This is a genomic window from Desulfovibrio sp. ZJ746, from assembly GCF_011039155.1.
Lineage (GTDB): Bacteria > Desulfobacterota > Desulfovibrionia > Desulfovibrionales > Desulfovibrionaceae > Desulfovibrio.
The window spans coordinates 257,996-276,652 of the sequence record NZ_JAAKEK010000003.1; the positions used below are offsets into that span (position 1 = coordinate 257,996).

Annotated in this window: 17 protein-coding genes; 3 read left to right on the forward strand and 14 right to left on the reverse strand. The window is 66.5% G+C overall.

Going from position 1 to position 18,657, the window contains the following annotated elements:
• Positions 1–6: 6 nt before the first annotated feature.
• From metK to G7Y54_RS07180, 3 genes are all read left to right on the forward strand, one after another.
• Positions 7–1,188 (forward strand): methionine adenosyltransferase, encoded by a 1,182-nt coding sequence (gene metK / locus G7Y54_RS07170; RefSeq protein ID WP_165078609.1) that lies wholly within the window; start codon positions 7–9, stop codon positions 1,186–1,188.
• A gap of 393 nt (positions 1,189–1,581) precedes the next feature.
• Positions 1,582–2,883, forward strand: a complete 1,302-nt coding sequence (locus G7Y54_RS07175) for a glycosyltransferase family 2 protein (protein WP_165078610.1) — start codon at positions 1,582–1,584, stop codon at positions 2,881–2,883.
• Positions 2,884–3,378: 495 nt separating this feature from the next.
• Complete coding sequence (locus G7Y54_RS07180) at positions 3,379–4,263, forward strand: hypothetical protein (RefSeq protein ID WP_165078611.1); 885 nt, start codon at positions 3,379–3,381, stop codon at positions 4,261–4,263.
• Positions 4,264–4,883: 620 nt separating this feature from the next.
• Here the strand turns inward: G7Y54_RS07180 and G7Y54_RS07185 are convergent.
• From G7Y54_RS07185 to G7Y54_RS07250, 14 genes are all read right to left on the reverse strand, one after another.
• Positions 4,884–5,708 (reverse strand): hypothetical protein, encoded by an 825-nt coding sequence (locus G7Y54_RS07185; RefSeq protein ID WP_241159405.1) that lies wholly within the window; start codon positions 5,706–5,708, stop codon positions 4,884–4,886.
• Positions 5,701–6,729 carry a stomatin-like protein gene (locus G7Y54_RS07190; protein WP_165078612.1) on the reverse strand — a complete coding sequence of 343 codons (1,029 nt, stop codon included), beginning with the start codon at positions 6,727–6,729 and terminating at the stop codon, positions 5,701–5,703. Before G7Y54_RS07190 ends, G7Y54_RS07185 begins: the two co-directional genes overlap by 8 nt.
• Positions 6,730–6,741: 12 nt before the next feature.
• Positions 6,742–7,251, reverse strand: coding sequence for an NfeD family protein (locus G7Y54_RS07195; protein WP_165078613.1), 510 nt, complete (start codon positions 7,249–7,251; stop codon positions 6,742–6,744).
• Positions 7,252–7,266: 15 nt separating this feature from the next.
• The gene (locus G7Y54_RS07200; RefSeq protein WP_206214921.1) at positions 7,267–8,259 is read right to left on the reverse strand and encodes a hypothetical protein; all 993 of its coding nucleotides are present in this window, start codon (positions 8,257–8,259) and stop codon (positions 7,267–7,269) included.
• 523 nt (positions 8,260–8,782) lie between these two features.
• Positions 8,783–11,032 carry a polyribonucleotide nucleotidyltransferase gene (pnp, locus tag G7Y54_RS07205; RefSeq protein ID WP_165078614.1) on the reverse strand — a complete coding sequence of 750 codons (2,250 nt, stop codon included), beginning with the start codon at positions 11,030–11,032 and terminating at the stop codon, positions 8,783–8,785.
• Positions 11,033–11,578: 546 nt separating this feature from the next.
• A complete protein-coding gene (rpsO, locus tag G7Y54_RS07210) occupies positions 11,579–11,848 on the reverse strand; it encodes a 30S ribosomal protein S15 (protein ID WP_165078615.1) in 270 nt (89 codons plus the stop codon).
• Positions 11,849–11,920: 72 nt separating this feature from the next.
• The gene (gene truB, locus G7Y54_RS07215) at positions 11,921–12,862 is read right to left on the reverse strand and encodes a tRNA pseudouridine(55) synthase TruB (protein ID WP_165078616.1); all 942 of its coding nucleotides are present in this window, start codon (positions 12,860–12,862) and stop codon (positions 11,921–11,923) included.
• A 138-nt stretch (positions 12,863–13,000) separates the two neighbouring features.
• Entirely contained in the window at positions 13,001–13,654 is a 654-nt protein-coding gene (locus G7Y54_RS07220) for a precorrin-8X methylmutase (protein ID WP_165078617.1), read from the reverse strand.
• Positions 13,638–15,185, reverse strand: coding sequence for a cobyrinate a,c-diamide synthase (locus G7Y54_RS07225; RefSeq protein ID WP_165078618.1), 1,548 nt, complete (start codon positions 15,183–15,185; stop codon positions 13,638–13,640). The genes G7Y54_RS07220 and G7Y54_RS07225 overlap by 17 nt, the downstream gene beginning before the upstream one ends.
• Positions 15,182–15,418 carry a hypothetical protein gene (locus tag G7Y54_RS07230; RefSeq protein ID WP_165078619.1) on the reverse strand — a complete coding sequence of 79 codons (237 nt, stop codon included), beginning with the start codon at positions 15,416–15,418 and terminating at the stop codon, positions 15,182–15,184. Before G7Y54_RS07230 ends, G7Y54_RS07225 begins: the two co-directional genes overlap by 4 nt.
• Entirely contained in the window at positions 15,415–16,524 is a 1,110-nt protein-coding gene (mltG, locus tag G7Y54_RS07235) for an endolytic transglycosylase MltG (RefSeq protein WP_165078620.1), read from the reverse strand. The genes G7Y54_RS07230 and mltG overlap by 4 nt, the downstream gene beginning before the upstream one ends.
• Positions 16,521–16,958 carry a Holliday junction resolvase RuvX gene (gene ruvX / locus G7Y54_RS07240; protein ID WP_165078621.1) on the reverse strand — a complete coding sequence of 146 codons (438 nt, stop codon included), beginning with the start codon at positions 16,956–16,958 and terminating at the stop codon, positions 16,521–16,523. The genes mltG and ruvX overlap by 4 nt, the downstream gene beginning before the upstream one ends.
• Before the next feature lie 3 nt (positions 16,959–16,961).
• The gene (trpS, locus tag G7Y54_RS07245; RefSeq protein ID WP_165078622.1) at positions 16,962–17,942 is read right to left on the reverse strand and encodes a tryptophan--tRNA ligase; all 981 of its coding nucleotides are present in this window, start codon (positions 17,940–17,942) and stop codon (positions 16,962–16,964) included.
• A gap of 39 nt (positions 17,943–17,981) precedes the next feature.
• Positions 17,982–18,653 (reverse strand): site-2 protease family protein, encoded by a 672-nt coding sequence (locus tag G7Y54_RS07250; RefSeq protein ID WP_165078623.1) that lies wholly within the window; start codon positions 18,651–18,653, stop codon positions 17,982–17,984.
• Positions 18,654–18,657 lie beyond the last annotated feature (4 nt).

Consider the following 18,657-nt stretch of genomic DNA (forward strand, 5'->3'; position numbering starts at 1 on the left):
AACTCCATGAAAAACGCGAAGAACAAGGGCAAATACTATTTCACGTCCGAATCCGTCACCGAGGGCCATCCCGACAAGGTGGCCGACCAGATCTCCGACGCCGTGCTCGACACCCTGCTCGCGCAGGACGCGGACGCGCACGTGGCCTGCGAGACCCTCGTGACCACGGGCATGGCCGTCATCGCCGGCGAGATCAGCACGCGCGGCTACGCCGACCTGCCCAAGGTGGTGCGCGAGACCATCAAGAACATCGGCTACAACAGCTCGGACATGGGCTTTGACTGGCAGACCTGCGCGGTCATCTCTTCCATCGACCACCAGTCGCCCGACATCGCCCAGGGCGTCGTGCGCGCGAGCCCGGAGGAGCAGGGCGCCGGCGACCAGGGCATGATGTTCGGCTACGCCATCAACGAGACGCCCACCCTCATGCCGGCCCCCATCTACTGGGCGCACCAGCTTTCGCAGCAGCTCGCGCGGGTGCGCAAGGACGGCATCGTTGACTTCTTCCGGCCCGACGGCAAGACGCAGGTGTCCTTCGAGTACCAGGACGGCAAGCCCGTGCGCATCAACAACGTGGTGGTCTCCACCCAGCACGCGGCCGATGTTGGCCAGGCCGAGGTGGCCGAGGCCGTGAAGGAGCACGTCATCCGGCCCATCCTCGGCGACTCGGGCTATTTTGACGAAAAGGACTGCGAGATCTTCATCAACACCACCGGCCGCTTCGTGGTGGGCGGCCCCATGGGCGACTGCGGCCTCACCGGGCGCAAGATCATCCAGGACACCTACGGCGGCAGCGGCCACCATGGCGGCGGCGCCTTCTCCGGCAAGGATCCCTCCAAGGTGGATCGCTCCGGCGCCTATATGGGTCGCTACATCGCCAAGAACGTGGTGGCCGCGGGCCTGGCCCCGGAATGCGAGGTGCAGATCGCCTATTGCATCGGCGTGGCCGACCCGGTGAGCGTGCTCGTCTCCTCGCGCGGCACCAGCGACATCCCCGACGAGGTGCTCACCAAGGCCGTGCGCGAGGTCTTTGACCTGAGGCCCTACTTCATCAGCAAGCGCCTCGACCTCAAGCGCCCCATCTACAGCAAGACCTCGTGCTACGGGCACTTCGGCCGCGAGCTGCCCGAATTCACCTGGGAAAAGACGGACGCCGTGACCGACCTGCGCACGGCCGCGAAGGTGTAGCAGCGCGTAACCGCGCGTTTTCCCGCGTTTGCAAAAGGCGGCGCATCTCACGGGGTGCGCCGCCTTTTTAGCGGGAGGCGCGAAAACGGCGCGCGTCCTCCATTCGCCATCACTCCATTGACAAGAGCGCCGAGGGGCCTTTTTCCCTCCCCGGGGCCCGGTGCCCAATCTCTCCACGGTGCCCTGCCCCGAGGATCGCAAAACTTTGCAGTCAGGAGTTTCGAGTATCGCGGGCCCGAACTCCCCGGGTTTCTTCGCGGCCTCGAGCGTGCGGCTCCAAAATCTCCTTGATCTTGCAACTCTGCCGTGACGGTGGTGAGCGACCTCCATCCCCCCTTTCCGGGGAGAAGAGAATGAATAGAGAAATCAAGACACACTCCAGGCCTTGTCTGGGTGCCAAGCGCCGCCGCCTCTCCCCTCCACCGCAAGACCTGCGGGCCTGTGTGCCGCGGGGGAGGCCTGCCCGTTTTCGCCGGGGCAGGGCCGGATACGGCCACTACGCATGGCGGCGATGGCTTGGCAAAACCTTGCCTTTCTCTTGGCCTTGCGCCAGTGACAAAAGGTGGTGCGAGCGGCTGCGCGGCGAGTGAAACATTGGGGCAAAATTGCGCCAGCTTGCAATTAAATCAAAAAGTTGTATGCTTTTTTACGGAAAAGTACGCGCCAGTGGACGCGGGCATAGCGCAGAGAACGTGGCATGGCCGCCGCTGTCAGGTTGCCGCTCATGGCCCGGTGGCAGTGGCGGATGATACTTTTAAACTGTCGCAAAGCAGAAACGCCATGAATAAAAAGTTTGATATATCCGGCCTCTCAGTGGTCATCCCCTCCTATAACGAGGGAAACAGTCTCGAAAAGACCATAGAGTCTATTCTGGGCACACTATCCCCGCTGGATATAAAGTTTGAGATCGTCGTTGTTGATGACGGCTCTACAGACAACACGAAGCAAATTGTCCAAAAATTTTCTCAATGCGTGTTGGTGAGCCACCCCATCAACCTTGGCTATGGCCGGAGCATAAAGGACGGCATCAATGCCGCCACGTATGAGACCATCCTGATCACAGATGCGGATGAGACCTATCCGGCGGAAGATATCCCCAGGCTAATAGAGAAGTATTCGCAGGGCTTTGACATGGTTGTGGGGCGCAGGACAGGCCCGAATTACTCGCAGTCGATGATGAAGTCGGCGTTAAGAAGCATCCTGAAAATGATGGTGGAGTGGGCAAGCGCGAAAAAAATCCCGGATATTAATTCAGGCTTCCGTATTTTTAATAAAAAAGTGATTAAAAAGTTTTATTTTCACCTTTGTGACACTTTTAGTTTTACCACGTCCCTTACCTTGGCATACATGATGACAGGAAAGCTGGTAGCTTACATTCCCATAAAGTATTACAAGCGTGGCGAGGGTAAAAAAAGCCATGTAAGGCTTTTCAGGGACTCCCTGTTTACCCTCAATTACATCCTCAAGCAAATATTGTATTTCAATCCCATGCGGGTGTTTTTCCTGTTCGGGGTGTTATGGCTTCTCTTTGGCTTTGGTTCATGGGTAGTCTCCTCCTTCCTTCATATCAAGGCCGGGTATTATATCGTAATCCTGAGTATAATTGTTTTCTTTATCATGGTTGGCATGGGCCTTCTTGCGGAACAAATCCGGCAGCTCATAGGTGTGGAGCTGGATAAGGGCGACGATGACTGAGCGGCGGGGCTCGGCCGCAGGTCACGCAACGCGAAAGGGCTCCTGGGTTCAAGGTGGACAGCCGCTGCTGGGGGCGCACTCCCGGAATTGCCCTTTATTGGGGTGTGAAGCGGGCGCAGGGCAGGGGCGAAGCGTGGCCATTGCCTGCCATTGCAAGGGTGCATCCCACTGAAGACCAGCTCAGGATGCCCCCAAAGGTTTCCAGTTGCCTGTCATTGAGAAAGGCATTTGGCGCCGGGGCAGACCCTGCTTTGGGCCTGCCTCGTGCGTTCGGGCAGAAGTGAGTGGGGCTCCTTTACCGTACGAAAGCTGCGTCATTCCGCGCCATATGGCGGCGCAGGCGCCCGGTTGCGCAGGGCCATGGCCACACTCTGTCACGGCGGGGCAACCATGCCCGGCCCTGACAGCCATGCACAGCGCGCTTCCTGGCTGTGCGGCAGGGTAAAAGCGAGAGCGCCCGGCGCGGCGTGCAGCCGGGGGTTGCGAGGCACCATCATGTCCTTCCCGCTAAAACGGATCCTTCATGTCTGCGGCACCCTGCTCGCGGTCATCGCCATCGTTTTTTTGGGGCTGCGTTTGCGCTCCTATCTCGACCAGATCGACTTCTCGACGCTCCTGTCCTCCCTCTGGATATATCTCCTCCTCCTTTCCTTCCTGTTCAGCTTCTGCAATTTCTTTCTTGTCTTCATCTGGTACCGCTGCCTGGAGTATCTGGACGTGCACCCCCTTTTCTCAAGGGCGACCTGGATATACGGGATCTCGCAGATCGGCAAGTATATCCCGGGCAACATCTTTCACCTTGCAGGGCGGCAAACGCTGGGCATGGCGGAAAGCCTGCCCGGAGGAAAAATACTGCAATCCATAATTTTTGAGCTCGGCATCCTGGCATGCACAGGCGCCGCCATATTTTGCCCGCCATTTATTGTGCAGTATTTTTTCCCCTCGCTGGCGCCGGGCTGGCTTTTCGGCATATTCGGCATGTGCTGTATCACGGTGCCCTATGTTGCCGGGCGTGTGCTCAAGAAGGCTGTCAGGTCCGCGCTCATCTGGGCGATATTCTATTTGTGCTCCTTTGGCGCGGCTTTTGCGGCCCTGCTTTCTTTGCTCACTGAGGCGCCTCTCTCGCCCATGGAGCTCTTTTATGCCAGCACTGCCTATATCGTTGCCTGGTATGTGGGCTTTGTGACTCCGGGAGCGCCCGCGGGCCTCGGCATACGCGAAGGGGTCATGCTCTTCCTCATGAAAGACATCCCCTTTCCCGAAGCGGATCTCCTGCTCGCCATCATGCTCTGCCGCATTGTCACCATCCTCGGGGATTTCCTCTTTTTCTTGGAAAGTGTGGGCATCAGGTATATTTCTGCAAAAAAAGACGAGGCCTAGGGCAGCGGAAAAGGCGTTCCGGCTGCTGCCGGTTCGGGCGGGCGACCGGCCTGTGAACCATGCTTTGCCCTGCCCGTTTTGGGAGCGTGCGCTGAAAGCGGTGGACTCTCCCTCTCCCCGGCATGGTCCCGTGTGCCCCGTGGCTCGAGCGCCTCGCTCCGCAGGCTTGCCGTGCCTGACACCTCCCCAAGATGCGCCCCCCGGAAAGAGTCCCGGAAGTTTCGCGTTGCCCGGGTATTTATCCGGCCCGGAGGTCCCCGAAGCAACAGCCCCGTGACAGCCGGCAGAAGCGCGTGGGGGTGGAGGCTTCTCCCGGTGTGATGCGGGGTGTGGTTCCCCGGGCTCTGGCCCGCAATGGCGCGGGGAGAGGCGTTGCCTGCCCCTACACGGCGCATTCCACACGGGGGCCGATGCTCCGGGGGAGGCCAAGGGCGCCGGAGGCAGACGGGAGTGGCAAAAGAGGATGCCCGGAGGTGGGGGGGATGCGCAACGTTCGGGAGGGCGGCAGCTTCTTCACCGGGGGCCGGTCGCGCACTTAGTTCAGGAACAGCGCGGGCCAAGGCTCCTGGGGTGCTGCGATCTTGTAGCCCGCACACGGATTTGGCAGACGCAAACACGCGTCAGCTGGCGCGCCTGTCATCCTTTTTGGCTTCGGGGCTCGCCTCCACATCCACCACTTCCGGCAAGGCAGCCGGAGCGGCCGGGGGAAGGCCGGGCGCAGGGGCGCCGGCGCCATCGGGCGGGGGCAGCGCCACGCAGGACTTGTCCATGAGCACCATGCCCGTGCGCTCCAGCACTTCGCGGCGGTAGGCGTATTCCTGCTCCATGCGGCGCTGGCGGTAGACGAACCACGCATGCCCGAGGAAGCACACGGCGAGGAGTGCCGCGAGGCTTCCCGCAATCCACGGGATATAGGGAATGAGGGCCACGGCGGCGCGGCCGAGGGCCGAGAGCGCGCCCTCGGCGAAGAACAGGCCGGCACCCAAAAGCAGGATGCCGAGGAGCACCACGAGGGTCGGCGCGTTGCGCACCATGGCGTAAAAGCGGCGCAGGCCCTCTGGCAAGTTGTCCTGGGTGGGGCCGGTGCTCTCCTGCCCGGGTGCGGCTTCACCCGACTGCGCTTCCTCGCGGTCAAGCGTGCGCGAAAGCCAAGTGCCGGCGAGATGAACGACGAGCAGGAGGCCCACCGGGGCGAGCACGGCCGCGAGGCACCACGCGAGCCACGGAAAGCGCGCCACCGGCGGCCCGCCCGCGGTTTCCGGCGCGGCGTGCATGATGCCGTAAAAAAAGGCCACGCCGCCCACCACGAGTTCCAGAAAGAAGACCGCGATGAGCAGGTAGAAGAGGGCGTCCTTGTGCTCCCCGGCATACCAAGGGACAGCGGCGGATGCCTTGGGACGGCCGCCCGCGCGGGGGGCTGACCGGGAGGGTCGCGCCTCAGGCACGGGCGCCGGCCCCGCTGTCCGCGCCGGGGGCAGCCTGTGGCGCGTCCTCAGCAGGGACGGCTGCCTGTGTGGCGCCCTCCTTGGCCCCCAGCGCGCCAAGCCCCTCGTGCGGCTTGATGATCTTCGTCACCGCGGCCACCATGCCGGCAGCGTCCGCCAGATTCGTCGGGATGATGAGGCTATTGCCCTTTTGGGCGAGGCGGCCGAATTCGGCGATCCAGGCTTCGGCCACGCGCAGTTGCGCCGCGGCCACGGCGTCGCCGCCGAGCTCGCGCCCCACGATGTCCAGCGCCTCGGCCGTGGCTTCGGCCACCTTGCGGATCTGCGCGGCCTCGCCGTCGGCCTGGTTGATGAGCGCCTGCTTCTGGCCCTCGGACTGGGCGATGGCCGCCTGCTTCTGGCCCTCGGCGAGATTGATGCGCGACTGCATGTCGCCCTCGGAAAGCGCGATGGCCGCCCGCTTTTCGCGCTCGGCGCGCATCTGCTTTTCCATGGCCTCCATGACATTGCGCGGCGGCGTGATGTCGCGGATCTCGTAGCGGAGCACCTTGACGCCCCAGGGCGCGGTGGCCGAGTCCAGCGCCTCCACCACTTCCTGGTTGATGCGCGTGCGCTCCTCAAAGGTCTTGTCCAGCACCAGGGTGCCGATGACCGAGCGCAGCGAGGTCTGGGCGAGCTGGATGGCGCCCCATTCGTAGTCGGAGATGCCGTAGGCCGATTTTTCCGGCGTGATGACCTGAAGATACAGCACGCCGTCGATGTCCACGGTCACGTTGTCGCGCGTGATGCAGGTCTGCTTGGGCACGTCCAGCACCTGCTCCTTGAGGCTGCGGCGATAGGCCACCACGTCCACGAAGGGCACGAGCAGGTGGAAGCCCGCGTAGAGCACCTTGTGGAACTTGCCCAGCCGCTCCACCACATAGGCCGACTGGTTGGGCACCACCACCGCGCTCTTGACGAGCACCACAATGACGAGCGCCGCCAGCAGCACGAGCCAGCCATAGCCGAGAAGGGCATCCATACATCCGTCCTTTTAATGAGCCTCATGTGGCCTTGGGGCGCCGCTGTCATCCCGCGTGAGCGGCTCCACGCGCAGGACGAGCGAATCCTCGGGCATGGCGCCGAGCACGCGCACCTCGCGCCCCTCGGGGATATACACCGGCGCCACAGCCCGCCAGAAGCTGCCGTCGATGCGCACCTCGCCGCGGCCGTCCGGCCGGACGGGCTTGCTCACGCGGCCGGTGTGCCCGGCCAGCGGATGCGGGGGCGCGGCGTCGCCAGTGCCGCCGTAGTCGTGCGGGTCGGTGGCGGCTTCGGCGCGGCCCCCGAACACATGGCGGAAGCGCCGCCGGAGCAGCCGCAGCGCGAGCAGCGAGGCCACGATGAAGAGCACGATCTGCCACGCCGTCGCAAGCCCCAACAGGGCGGCGCAGGCCGTGACCCAGGCCCCGATGCCGAAAAAACCCAGCACCAGGGTGGGATTGACGAGCTCCACCGCCAGGAAGGCGACACCGAGCAAGAACCAGGTCAGGGGCAGGCTCATGCCGCTTTCGGGCCGCTACTGGTGCGGCGTGGTCCCCGGGGCCGCCCCCCGGGGGGCGGTGTGACCGGCAGCGGGCGCCTGCTCGAGGTCGATGATCCGGCCCTCGAGCCAGACATAGGCCTCGATCTCGTCGCCCTCCGCGGGCTCATAGTCGCCGAGCGCGAATTTCGACGCATAGAGCGCGAGCCTGAGCGGCGCCCGGTCCTCAAAGGGGAAGTTCAGGTAGAGCGCCTTGACATCCATCTTTTCCAGCCGGAAGTCCTCCACCCGCTCCACCACGTTGCGCACCTGGTACTCGCCGAAGCGGCGCCCGGGCATGATGCAGCGCTTGCCCTGCATGGGGATCTTGAGCGGCGGCACGTCAAGGCGCGAGGCGCCGGGATGCTCCTCGAGCCACGCGGCCGCGTGGGCCTCGTACTGCGGGCCCTGGGTGATGGTGAGCTCGTCGAGGAGCGCCTTGCGGATGCCGAGCGCGAGCCCGGCCAGCCAGAAGGTGTGCGTGATGCCGGGCGTGAGGTCGTCCTTGTCGCGGCCATAGAGCGGGTCGAAGAACCACATGGGGTTCTCGCCTTCCATCATGGTCACGGCCACGTCGGCGCCCAGGCCCTCGGCACGCGGCTCGACGGCATCCACCTCGAGGTCGTTGGGCAGGCCCTCCAGCAGGGGCACGGCGGTCACGGGCGTGAGCTTGCCGCCCTCCTCGCCGGCCACGAGCACGGCCGCGCGCACGGGCTGGTCCTCGGGCCAGGCCATGAGCACATGCTCCCGGCCGCCGCGCTTCCACTGCCACGGAGGCCGTGTGCCGCCCTCCTTGAGCACGGTGGCCACCACCTGGGGCATGATGGCCGCGGGATTCTGCCCGGTGAGCGCCACCCAGGCGTCGCCCAGGCCCTCGGCGTGGACGCGGTCCGCGCCGGGGCGCGGGGCCTTCTGTTCAGGCTCGGCCTTCCGCTGCTGCGTCGTGTCTTCCGCCGGGGCTGCCTTGGCCTTTTTCTTCTTTCCGAACATGGCGTGTCCTTATTAGGAGCCTTTATACTTTTGAGCTGGTGGTACGCCTGTGCTGCATCTGTAATGTCGAAATTATCCGTCAAAAACAGCCTTGCTCCAGCCGTTGCGACGAAGGAAGCTACGGATGGAGACAGCAGTTAGCTACCGCGTAGGACAATCTGCGAAACCGCTGTCGCTATCCGTAAGCAGGCAGAGCCTGCTAACGGCTACCGCTTCGGTGCTGCCTGCGCCAGAGAAAAATTTCCTCGGTCGAGTACTTAAGTACACTCCCTTCGGAAATTTTTATCTTCCTTGCCAGCACCGAAAAATCTTATTTTTTAGGATTCTTCCGACACCAGCACCCGTCTTCCGCTTCGCTCCAGACGGATTTAAGGAATATTCCATCAACGGCCCAGTATAACGTAACCTCATTGAAACGCTGCGTGTTTCCACCTTGCGCGCGCTGTGCGCTCGCCATTCAACCGCCGTGCCCGGGGTCCGAAACGCTCCGGACTCCGGGCACGGGCTCTTACGCAAACGCTATTTACGAGCCCTGACGGCGCGGCCCGCGGTCGCCCCCTCGGTCCCCGCCCCGGTCGCCGCCGTGGCGCGGGCCGCGATTGCGGTCGCCGCCTTCGCGGCGCGGGGGCCGGGCGGTCTCTTCCGGGTTCCAGGGGTGGCCCTGCTCCTCGAGGAGCACGGCCTTGCGGCTGGCGCGGATGCGGTCGCCGTTGATCTCGATCACCTTGACGAGCATGTCCTCGCCGATGCGGGCCACGTCGCCCGGCTGCTCCACGCGGCCGATGTCGAGCTGCGACACATGGACCAGCGCCTCCACATTGGGCAGCACCTCCACGATGGCGCCGATGTCCATGACCTTGCGCACCTTGGCGAGGTAGTTCTTGCCGAGGTCCGGCCGCTGGTCGTAGTAGGAGACCATTTCCCGCGCCTTTTCCAGCGCTTCGGCCGTGGGCGCGAAGATGGAGACGCGGCCCGAATCCTCGATGTCCACCGAGGCGCCCGTGGCGGTGGTGATGGCCTTGATGTTCTTGCCGCCGGGGCCGATGATCAGCCGGATGATGTCAGGGTTGACGAAGATCTCGGCGTGCTGCGGCGCATAGCGTGAGAGCTCCTTGCGGGGCTCCGCGATGGCCTTGGCCATTTCGCCGAGGATGTGCAGGCGCCCCTCGCGCGCTTGGCGCATGGCCGCGCGCATGATGTCCGTGGTGAGGCCCGTGATCTTGATGTCCATCTGCACGCCGGTGACGCCCTCGGCCGTGCCCGCGATCTTGAAGTCCATGTCGCCGAGCGCGTCCTCGTCGCCGAGGATGTCGGTGAGCACGATGAAGCGGTCGCCCTCCTTGATGAGGCCCATGGCAACGCCGGCCACAGGCGCGGAAACGGGCACGCCCGCGTCCATGAGCGCCAATGATCCGCCGCACACCGCCGCCATGGACGAGGAGCCGTTGGACTCCATGGTCTCGGCCACAACGCGCAGGGTGAAGGGGAAGTCCGTGTCCGGGGGGAGGATGGGCCGAAGCGAGCGCTCGGCCAGGGCGCCGTGGCCGATTTCGCGGCGCGAGAGGCGCACGGGCTTGACCTCGCCCACGCAATAGGGCGGGAAGTTGTAGTGCAGCATGAAGCGCTTGGTCACGTCGCCGGTGAGCGAGTCCATGCGCTGCTCGTCCGTGGAGGAGCCGAGCGTGGTCACGACCATGGACTTGGTCTCGCCGCGCCGGAACAGCGCCGAGCCGTGGGCGCGGGGGAGCACGCCTGTCTGGATCTGGATGGGGCGCACGCTCTTCACGTCGCGGCCGTCGATGCGCGTGCCCTCCTTGACGATGCGCCCGCGCACGAGCCGCTTCTCGAGGTCGCCCAGCATGTCGGGCACGGCCTTGAGCGCGGCGTCGTTCTCCGCCCAGGCCGGGTCGTCGGCAAGCGCCGTGAGCACGGCGGTCTTGACGGCCTTGCGCGCCTCCTTGCGGGCCAGCTTTTCCGGCACGCGCAGGGCCGCGTCGAGGCCGGCGGCAAGGGCCAGCTCCTCCACGCGCGCGACGAGCTTGGGGTCATCCTCGTGCGGGGTGAAGTCCATCTTGGGCTTGCCGCAGAGCTCGGCGAGCCTGTACTGGGCGTCGATGAGCGGCTGGATCTCCTTGCGGCCCCATTCCAGGGCCTCGATGATGTCGTCCTCGGGCACGAAGTGCGCCTCGCCCTCCACCATGGTGAGCGCGTCGCGCGAGGCCGCGAACACGAGGTTGATGTCGCTTTGCGCCTGCTCGGAAATGGTGGGGTTGAGCACGAAGCGCCCGTTGATGCGGCCGATGCGGCCGCCGGCCACGGGCCCGGCGAAGGGCAGCCGCGAGACCATGAGCGCGGCCGAGGCGCCGGTGATGGCGAGCACGTCGGAATCGTTCTCCTGGTCGGCGGAGATGACGGTGGCGAGCACCTGAACGTCCTCGTTCAGGCCCTTGGGGAAGAGCGGCCGGATGGGCCGGTCGATGAGCCTGGAGACCAGGGTCTCGCGCTCGGAGGGGCGCCCGATCTCGCGGCGGAAGAAGCTCCCGGGGATGCGCCCGGCGGCGTACATTTTTTCGGAATATTCCACGGTCAGCGGGAAGAAGCCCTTGTCGAACTCGAGCGGTTGCGAACACACGGTGACGAGCACCACCGTGCCGCCGCACTGCACCCACACCGCGCCGTCCGCCTGGTTGGCGAGGCGCCCGCATTCAAGGATGACTTCCTTGCCGCCCACCTCGGCCGTGACGCGTGTGGGCTCAAAAATATCCTGTGCCATACATTCCTCATGGGTGAAGGGGATTCCGGGAAAAGCGGGCAGTCGTGCGGGTGCGCGTTGCCGGCCGCGCCCTGCCTGGTTTTCCCGGACCCCCCTTCTGCGTTAGCTTTGTTGTACTGCTGCTGTGGGAACTGCTGCTTCTCTGCTGCAAGCTCAATGCCGAAATTATCCGTCAAAAACAGCCTTTTCGGTGCTGCCTGCGTCAGAGAAAAATTTCCTCGGTCGAGTACTTAAGTACACTCCCTTCGGAAATTTTTATCTTCCTTGCCAGCACCGAAAAATCTTATTTTTTAGGATTCTTCCGGCACCAGCACCCGTCTTCCGCTTCGCTCCAGACGGGATATGGAAGGTCCCTCCACTGCAGTGCGGAACAGAGCTTCTGCGTTTAGGCCCCACCGGGGCGTTTGTCCCGCCAATGCGGCGCGCGGGCGCCACTTCCGGGCGGGAAAAGCGGAAGCCCGGCCTCACCGAAGCGGGGCCGGCTTGATACGCCAAGGGGGAGCCTTGCGCCCCCCCTTGGCAGTCCTTCATGATAAAAACGAAAGCCTACTTGCGCAAGCCCAGTTTTTCGATGAGCGCGCGGTAGCGCTGGATATCCTTCTTTTTCAGATAATTGAGGATCTTGCGCCGGTGCCCCACCAGCTTGAGCAGGCCCGTGCGCGAATGAAAGTCCTTCTTGTGCACCTTGAAGTGCCCGGTGAGACCCTCGATGCGCGCGGTGAGCAGGGCCACCTGCACCTCCGGGGAGCCGGTGTCGCCCTCGTGCTTGGCGTGGGCGTCAATGACAGCCTTTTTCTGTTCGGCATCCATGACCACAGCGATTCTCCTTTCAGGAAGGGTTGATGATGCGCCACCCTTCATGGCCCGGCACTTCCCTTGGGCGCGGCCCTACCACAGACCCCGTGCAACGGCCCACGCGTCCCCGAGCGGCGTCACTTCGCGCCGCGCGAGCGCCAGCGCCGTGCCGTCCGCCGCGCAGAGCAGGGCGTGGCCCGCGTCCCGGGCGCCCTCGCCGCTTGCGGCTACCGCGCTCACGGGGAGCGCCATGCCGTTGCGCACGCGGCCTTCCTGCTCCCGCGTGAGCGGGAGCCGGGGCCACGCGGGCAGGGCGTCGGCCAGGGGCCGCACCCGCGCCGCCAAAAGCGCCGGGTCGGCCACAAGGGCGTCGAGCCCCGTGGCGTCGCCGAGCCCGAAGGGGTGGCTGTACTCCCGGGTCAGTTCCGTCAGCACGGCCCCGCAGCCCAAGCGCATCCCCAAGCTGTGGGCCAGGGAGCGAACATAGGTGCCGGAGCCGCACGCGACCCGGAAGCGCACAAACGGCAGGCTCACCTCGAGCGCCGCCGCCTGTGAAATTTTCACGGCCTTGGTCTTGGCCGGGGGCGTCTTGCCCCGGCGCGCCAGCCGGTAGAAAGGCTGCCCCTCGTGCTTGGCCGCCGAATAGGGCGGCACGGGCTGCTCGGTGAGGGCCGTCCACGAGGCTACCTCCCGCGCCACGGCCTCGGCGCCCACATGCTGCCACGGGGCCTCGGCGAGGACTTCGCCCTGGCTGTCCCAGGTGTCCGTGGTCTGCCCGAGGCGAAAAGCACCCCGGTAGACCTTGCCGCCGCCCTCCATGAGAAAGGACGAGAGCTTGGTGGCCTGCCCGAGGAGAATGAGCAAAACGCCCGAAGCCAGCGGGTCCAGCGTGCCCGCATGGCCGATCTTCTTCTGCCCCAGACGCTTGAGCGCTGCCACGCAGCGGGCCGAGGTGGGCCCGGTGGGCTTGTCCAGCACCAGCACGCCGTCCAGTTGCGGCAAGGGCGTGGGTGAGGGGGCGCGCTGTTCCGTCATGCTGTTTCCGGCCTGGGGCGGCTCCCCGTGCGGGAGCGACTGACGCTCATAAACCGGCCGGCGCGGAAAGTCAAAGTTTTCTTGGAAAATGCCTGTTTTGGCCGCTCTTGGCAAGTAATAGCGGGCGGCGGCACTTGCTCATTCCCCACCCTGCAGCGCCAGCTCGGCCAGCGCGTTGACAGAGGCCGCGGCAACGGCCGAGCCGCCCTTGCGGCCCAGGAGGGTGAAGTGCGGCCAGGGGCTTTCGGCCAGCAGTTCCTTGGATTGCGTCGCGTTCACAAAGCCCACGGGCATGCCCACGATGAGCGCGGGCCCGGCTTCGGCCGGCCGGCCCTCCAGTTCTTCCAGCAAGGCCAGGAGCGCCGTGGGCGCATTGCCGATGACGATGACGGCCCCGGCGAGGCGGTCAGAAATCATACGGATGCCGGCCGCGGCCCGCGTGACGCCCTCCGCGCGGGCCGCCTCGCCCACGCCGTCAAGGCCCATGAGCGGCACCACCTCGACGCCGAGGCGGGCCATGCGCCGCGCCGGGAGCCCGGCCGCGGCCATGCGCGTGTCCGTGAATACGGGCTTTCCGGCGCGCAGGGCCGAAACGCCGCGTTCAAGGGCGCTCCCGCTGAGGCGCAGGTCGGGCAGGATGGCCGTATCCCCGAGCGCGTGGATGCAGCGGCGCGCCACCTCCCAGAGCGGCCCGGCAAAGGGGCGCGGCTCGGGGAGCTCGGCGTCGATGATGGCGAAGGAGCGGGCCTCGATGGCCTCGGGCGTGGCGGCGGGGTCAAGAGTCACGGGCATGGCAACTCCGGCGGGTGGATGCTGTATCGGGGCGTGCGGCTGCGCGCGTGAGCTCAAGCCACGCCCGCCAGAAGCGGCGGCTGCCCTCGGGATAAAGATGGAGCCACGAGCCGGCCACGCGCCCGAGCCGGCAGCCCTCAAGCCCGCGGGGGACGCCCGCGGCGTCGCTCACACGCCAGAGCGGCGCGCACAACGGGGGGAGCTCCGCGTGGTCCAGGCGCGCATAGTGGAATTCATGGCCGCGCACGAGGGGCGGGGACTTTTCTTTTTGGGGGCACTCCGACAACCAGCCGGGCAGGGGCTCGGCCTCGCGGTAGCCGAGCGCGGCCAGCCGGTCGCCCATGTGGCAGCTGAGCGGCAAAAGCCCGGCGAGCGCGTGGCGCTGGCCCCCCACTGCCACCTCGCGCATGAGGTAGATATACCCGCCGCATTCGCCATAGACGGGGAGGCCCCGGGCGGCGAGGCCGCGCAGGGCGCTGAGCATGGAGGTATTCGCCGCGAGCGCCTCGGCATGGAGCTCGGGATAGCCGCCGGGAAAGTAGAGGCCCGCGCAGCCCTCCGGGGGGGCCACGTCCGTGAGCGGCGAAAAAAAGACCGGCTCCGCGCCGAGCTCCGTGAGCAGGGCAGGGAGGTCCGCATAGCAGAAACTGAAGGCCGCGTCCCGCGCGATGCAGATGCGCGGCCGGCCGGGATTGCGGGCCCGGCGCGGCAAAGGGAAGAAGGCGGTAGAGCCGTGGTCCCGGGGCGAGGAGGCGGGTGCGGGCGCGGGCTGCGGCGGGGAAACGCCGAGCGCCCGGAGGATGCCTGCCACGTCGCAATGGCCGGCGAACCAGCGGCCGATGCCGTCAAGGTCCACCTCGGCCAGCGCTTCGCCAGCCTCCACGAGCCCCAGGTGGCGCGACGCGAGCTTCGGCGCGCCGGCCCGGGGCAGGAAGCCGAACAGGGGCAGCTTTTCCTTGCGCAGCACCGGGGCCAGCGCCTCGCGCAGCAGCTTTTCATGAACCGGCCCCCCGGACTGGGTGCAGACGAGCCCGAGAAAGCGCGGCCGTCCTCCGCGGGGCTTGTGGCGCAAAAAGCCCTCTGCCAGCGCGGCCACCGATTGCCCCATGCCGCGCACATTGAGCACGAGCAGCACCGGGAGGCCGAGCACCCTGGCAAGCTGCGCGGCCCCGCCCGCGCCTGCCGGCCCCCCGTCATAGAGGCCCATGGCGCCCTCGACCACCCAGACGTCGGGCTTGCTCCCCGCCTCCGGCGACAAAAGCCGGCGCCGCAGCCGCGCAAGGCCGGCCGGCACGGCGCGCGGGCGTGCCTTGCCGCCGGGGCGGCACATCCAGGCGTCGAGATTGGCCGCCGGCGCGCCGCAGGCCTGGGCGAGAAAGGCTGTGTCGATAAAGTCCGGGCCGGTCTTGGCGGCTGCCACCTCAAGGTCGAGCCCGCGCAGGGCGCGGATGAGGCCCAGCGCCGCCACGGTCTTGCCGGCGCCGCTTGCCGTGCCGGCCATGAGCAGCCCGGGCGGGCTGGCGCGCTTCATTTTGCCCCAAAGGCTTCCATGATGACGGCCGCGTCCTCGGCCGGGCGCGCCCTGAGCCCCAGTTCGGCGTTGCCGCCGGAGCAGACGAAGCCCTGCGGGCCCAGTTCCACGGTGCCGCAGGAAAGCGCCTGCCCGTAGGGGAGCTGGTCGCGCATGTCGGCGTGGTCCACGCGGCGGGGGAAGATAAAGGGCACGGGCTGGCCGGAAAAATCCTCCATGATCAGGTAGTTCATGGCGTGCCTCGTCGGGCGGCGCGCCGCTGGCGCAGGTATTCGCGGACGGCGCGGTTGTGTTCCTGGAGCGTGGCGGAGAACTGGTGCTCGCCGCCGTCTGTCCTGGCAACGAAATAGAGATAGCCGTGCGCTTCCGGCCGGATGGCCGCATTGAGCGCCGCCGTGCCGAAGGAGGCGATGGGCCCGGGCGGCAGCCCGGCGCGCTGGTAGGTGTTGTAGGCGTTGGCCGCGTCGTCGAGCTGGCTCCGGCGCAAATTGCCGTCAAAGGCGGGCCCGAGGCCGTAGATGACCGTGGGGTCCGCCTGAAGGAGCATGCCCCGGCCGAGGCGGTTTTCATACACGCCCGCCACGCGCGCGCGCTCTTGCGGGAGGCCGGTCTCCTTCTCCACGATGGAGGCCAGCGTCACCCATTTCCTGAGCTCCGGCGCCGGGGGCCGCGCGGCCACGCCCTCGCGCCCGGCGCCATCGGGCCAGAGCGGCGCGGCCTTGCGCCAGAAATTGTCGATCATCCGCCCGGCCACGGCGCGCGCCTGGGCCCTCGCCGCTTGCGCTGCCCCCTCGCCCCCGGCCGCCTGCGCGGCGGCATCCGGCGGCTTGAGCAAATAGGTATCGGGCATGAGGAAGCCCTCGGCCGTGGCGAAAGGGATGCCGTAATGCCTGAGAAATTCGGGGTCGGTGACGGCTTCGCGGAAGTCCTCGAAGCGGACAAGGCCCTCGCTTTCGAGCAGCCGCCCGGTCTGCCACCACGTCAGCCCCTCGGGCACGGTGACGCGCTGGAGCACCGGCCGGCCGTTGACGAGCGCCTCCAGCACGGCTTCGGGCTTTGAGCCCCCTTCAAGGGCGAAGCGCCCGGCCTGGAGGCGGTTTTCCTGCTTTTTCCAGCGCGCGAGCAGGGCGAAGTTCCGCGCGCTGGTGATGAGGCCGCGCTTTTGGAGGTCATCGGCGATCTTGTTGAGGTGCGCGCCGGGCGGCACATCAAAGATGACCTGCTCGCCCGGTTGCCCCGCCGCCGTCTCGAGAAAGACCTGGGCCTCGTGCCAGAGCCACACGCCGCCGGCCGCGGCCACGAGGATAAGGAGAAGCATGAAGCGGAAAAAGGTCTTCATGCAAGCCTCCGCCGTTCCTCGGGCTCGGCCAGGAAGGACGCGAGGATGCGCGCCGCGGCCTGCCGGTCGAGCACGGCGCGGGCCTTCTCGCGCGAAAGGCCGGCCTCGCGCAGGTCCTGCGCGGCCTCCTCGCTGGAGAGCAGCTCCGGCATGTAGTAGATGGGGAGCTCGAGCCTGCGCTTGAGGCGCGCCGTCACGTTGCGCACCTGGCGGGTGGTCAGGCTTTCGCCGCCGTCCAGAAGCAGGGGCAGGCCCATGACCACCGCCCCGGCCCCTTCCTCCCGGATGCGGTCGGCAAGGGCGTCCAAAAGGGCCGAGCGGCCGGTGAAATCCTCAAGGTGGAAGGTGGCGAGCGGAAAGGCCACGCGCCCCTCCGGGTCGGAAACGGCGAGGCCCGTGCGGGCGAGGCCGTAGTCGATGCCGGCGAAGCGCACGCCCTAGAGCCCCATCTTTTCCCGCACCGCGCTCATGGTCGTGGCCGCGAAGGCCCGGGCGCGGTCGCCGCCCTGCGCGAGGATATTGGCCACAGCCTTGTCGTCGAGCTTGGCCCGCCGCTCCTGCAGGGGCTCCAGGAAGGCCGCGAGGTTCTTGAGAAAGATCTTCTTGCAGTCCACGCAGCCCAGGGTCGCAGAGGTGCAGCCGCGCCTAATCTCCATCTGCTCCTCCGGGCTTGCGAGCAGCACATGGTAGGGGAAGAGGTTGCAGATGTCCGGGTCTCCGGGGTCGGACTTGCGCAGCCGCGCCTTGTCCGTGAACATGCCGCGCACCTTGTCCCTGATGCTGTCCATGGGCTCGGAAAGCGAGATGCCGTTGCCGTAGCTCTTGGACATCTTGCGGCCGTCGAGGCCCGGGCACTTGGCCGCGGGCGTGAGCAGGGCCTGCGGCTCGGGGAAGGTCTCGCCGTAGAGATAGTTGAAGCGGCGCGCGATCTCGCGGGTGAGCTCCATGTGCGGCAACTGGTCCTCGCCCACGGGCACGCCGTGGGGCCGGTACATGAGGATGTCCGCGGCCATGAGCACCGGGTAGCAGAGAAAGCCCGCGTTGCCGAGGTCCTTGTTGCTGATCTGCTGCTGCTGTTCCTTGTAGGTGGGGTTGCGCTCCAGCCACGAGACGGGCGTGATCATGGAGAGCAAAAGCGAGAGCTCGGCGTGCTCCTTGACATCCGACTGGCGGAAGATGACGCATTTTTCCGGGTCGAGGCCGGCGGCCACCCAGTCCTTGACCATTTCGTCGATATTGCGGCGGATGGCCGAGGGGTCGGCGTAGTCGCTCGTCAGCGCGTGCCAGTCGGCCACGAAAAAGAAGGCCTGTTCGCGCTCCTGCAGGTCGATCCAGTTCCTGAGCACGCCGAAATAGTGGCCCAGATGGAGCGGCCCGGTGGGCCGCATGCCCGAGACGGTGCGCGGTTTTTCGCTCATGGTGCGTCCTTTGTGCGCTTGGGGGGTTTGGGGCCGGCGTCAGAAGCCCAAAAGGCCGAGCAGGCCCAGGCTGCTGCCGCTCACGAGCGGCCCGAGCAGCTTGCCGAGCAGGCCCGTGGCCAAAAGGACGAGCAGGATGGCAAAGCCGTAGCGCCCGAGGTTCATGTAGCGCCACGCCCACTCGCCGGGGAGAAAATAGGCCAGGATCTTGCTGCCGTCCAGCGGCGGGATGGGCAGCAGGTTGAGCCAGCCGAGGCCGAAATTGATGACCACCCCGGCCTGGAGCGAGGACAGGGCGAAAATGTAGGCCCGGCTTCCGCGCAGCTCGGCAAAGGGCAGCACATGCACCGCCGCCCAGAGCCCGAGCCCGAAAAGGACGGCGAGCGCGAAGTTGGTCATGGGCCCGGCCAGGGCCACCAGCATCATGTCCCGGTGCGGGTTGCGGAAATTGCGCGGGTCCACCGGCACGGGCTTGGCCCAGCCGAAGACAAAAGCCCCGGAAAGGCTGGTGAGCCCGAAGACGGCGAGGCCCGCGGGGTCGATGTGCGGCAGGGGATTGAGGGTCAGGCGCCCGAGCTGGCGGGCCGTGGGGTCGCCGCAGCGCTCGGCCACCCAGCCGTGGGCCACCTCGTGGAGGATGATGCCGAGCAGCGCGGGCACGAAGGCGATGGCGAGCAAGCGCAGGGCCTGGGAAATGTCAAAATCGAACATGCCT

Excerpts from the sequence above, each read along its gene's own strand:
- metK (WP_165078609.1), top strand. The coding sequence starts at position 7 with ATGAAAAACGCGAAGAACAAGGGCAAATACTATTTCACGTCCGAATCC.
- G7Y54_RS07180 (WP_165078611.1), top strand. The coding sequence starts at position 3,379 with ATGTCCTTCCCGCTAAAACGGATCCTTCATGTCTGCGGCACCCTGCTC.
- G7Y54_RS07190 (WP_165078612.1), bottom strand. The coding sequence starts at position 6,729 with ATGGATGCCCTTCTCGGCTATGGCTGGCTCGTGCTGCTGGCGGCGCTC.
- G7Y54_RS07195 (WP_165078613.1), bottom strand. The coding sequence starts at position 7,251 with ATGAGCCTGCCCCTGACCTGGTTCTTGCTCGGTGTCGCCTTCCTGGCG.
- G7Y54_RS07200 (WP_206214921.1), bottom strand. The coding sequence starts at position 8,259 with ATGTTCGGAAAGAAGAAAAAGGCCAAGGCAGCCCCGGCGGAAGACACG.
- pnp (WP_165078614.1), bottom strand. The coding sequence starts at position 11,032 with ATGGCACAGGATATTTTTGAGCCCACACGCGTCACGGCCGAGGTGGGC.
- truB (WP_165078616.1), bottom strand. The coding sequence starts at position 12,862 with ATGACGGAACAGCGCGCCCCCTCACCCACGCCCTTGCCGCAACTGGAC.
- G7Y54_RS07220 (WP_165078617.1), bottom strand. The coding sequence starts at position 13,654 with ATGCCCGTGACTCTTGACCCCGCCGCCACGCCCGAGGCCATCGAGGCC.
- G7Y54_RS07225 (WP_165078618.1), bottom strand. The coding sequence starts at position 15,185 with ATGAAGCGCGCCAGCCCGCCCGGGCTGCTCATGGCCGGCACGGCAAGC.
- G7Y54_RS07230 (WP_165078619.1), bottom strand. The coding sequence starts at position 15,418 with ATGAACTACCTGATCATGGAGGATTTTTCCGGCCAGCCCGTGCCCTTT.
- mltG (WP_165078620.1), bottom strand. The coding sequence starts at position 16,524 with ATGAAGACCTTTTTCCGCTTCATGCTTCTCCTTATCCTCGTGGCCGCG.
- trpS (WP_165078622.1), bottom strand. The coding sequence starts at position 17,942 with ATGAGCGAAAAACCGCGCACCGTCTCGGGCATGCGGCCCACCGGGCCG.
- G7Y54_RS07250 (WP_165078623.1), bottom strand. The coding sequence starts at position 18,653 with ATGTTCGATTTTGACATTTCCCAGGCCCTGCGCTTGCTCGCCATCGCC.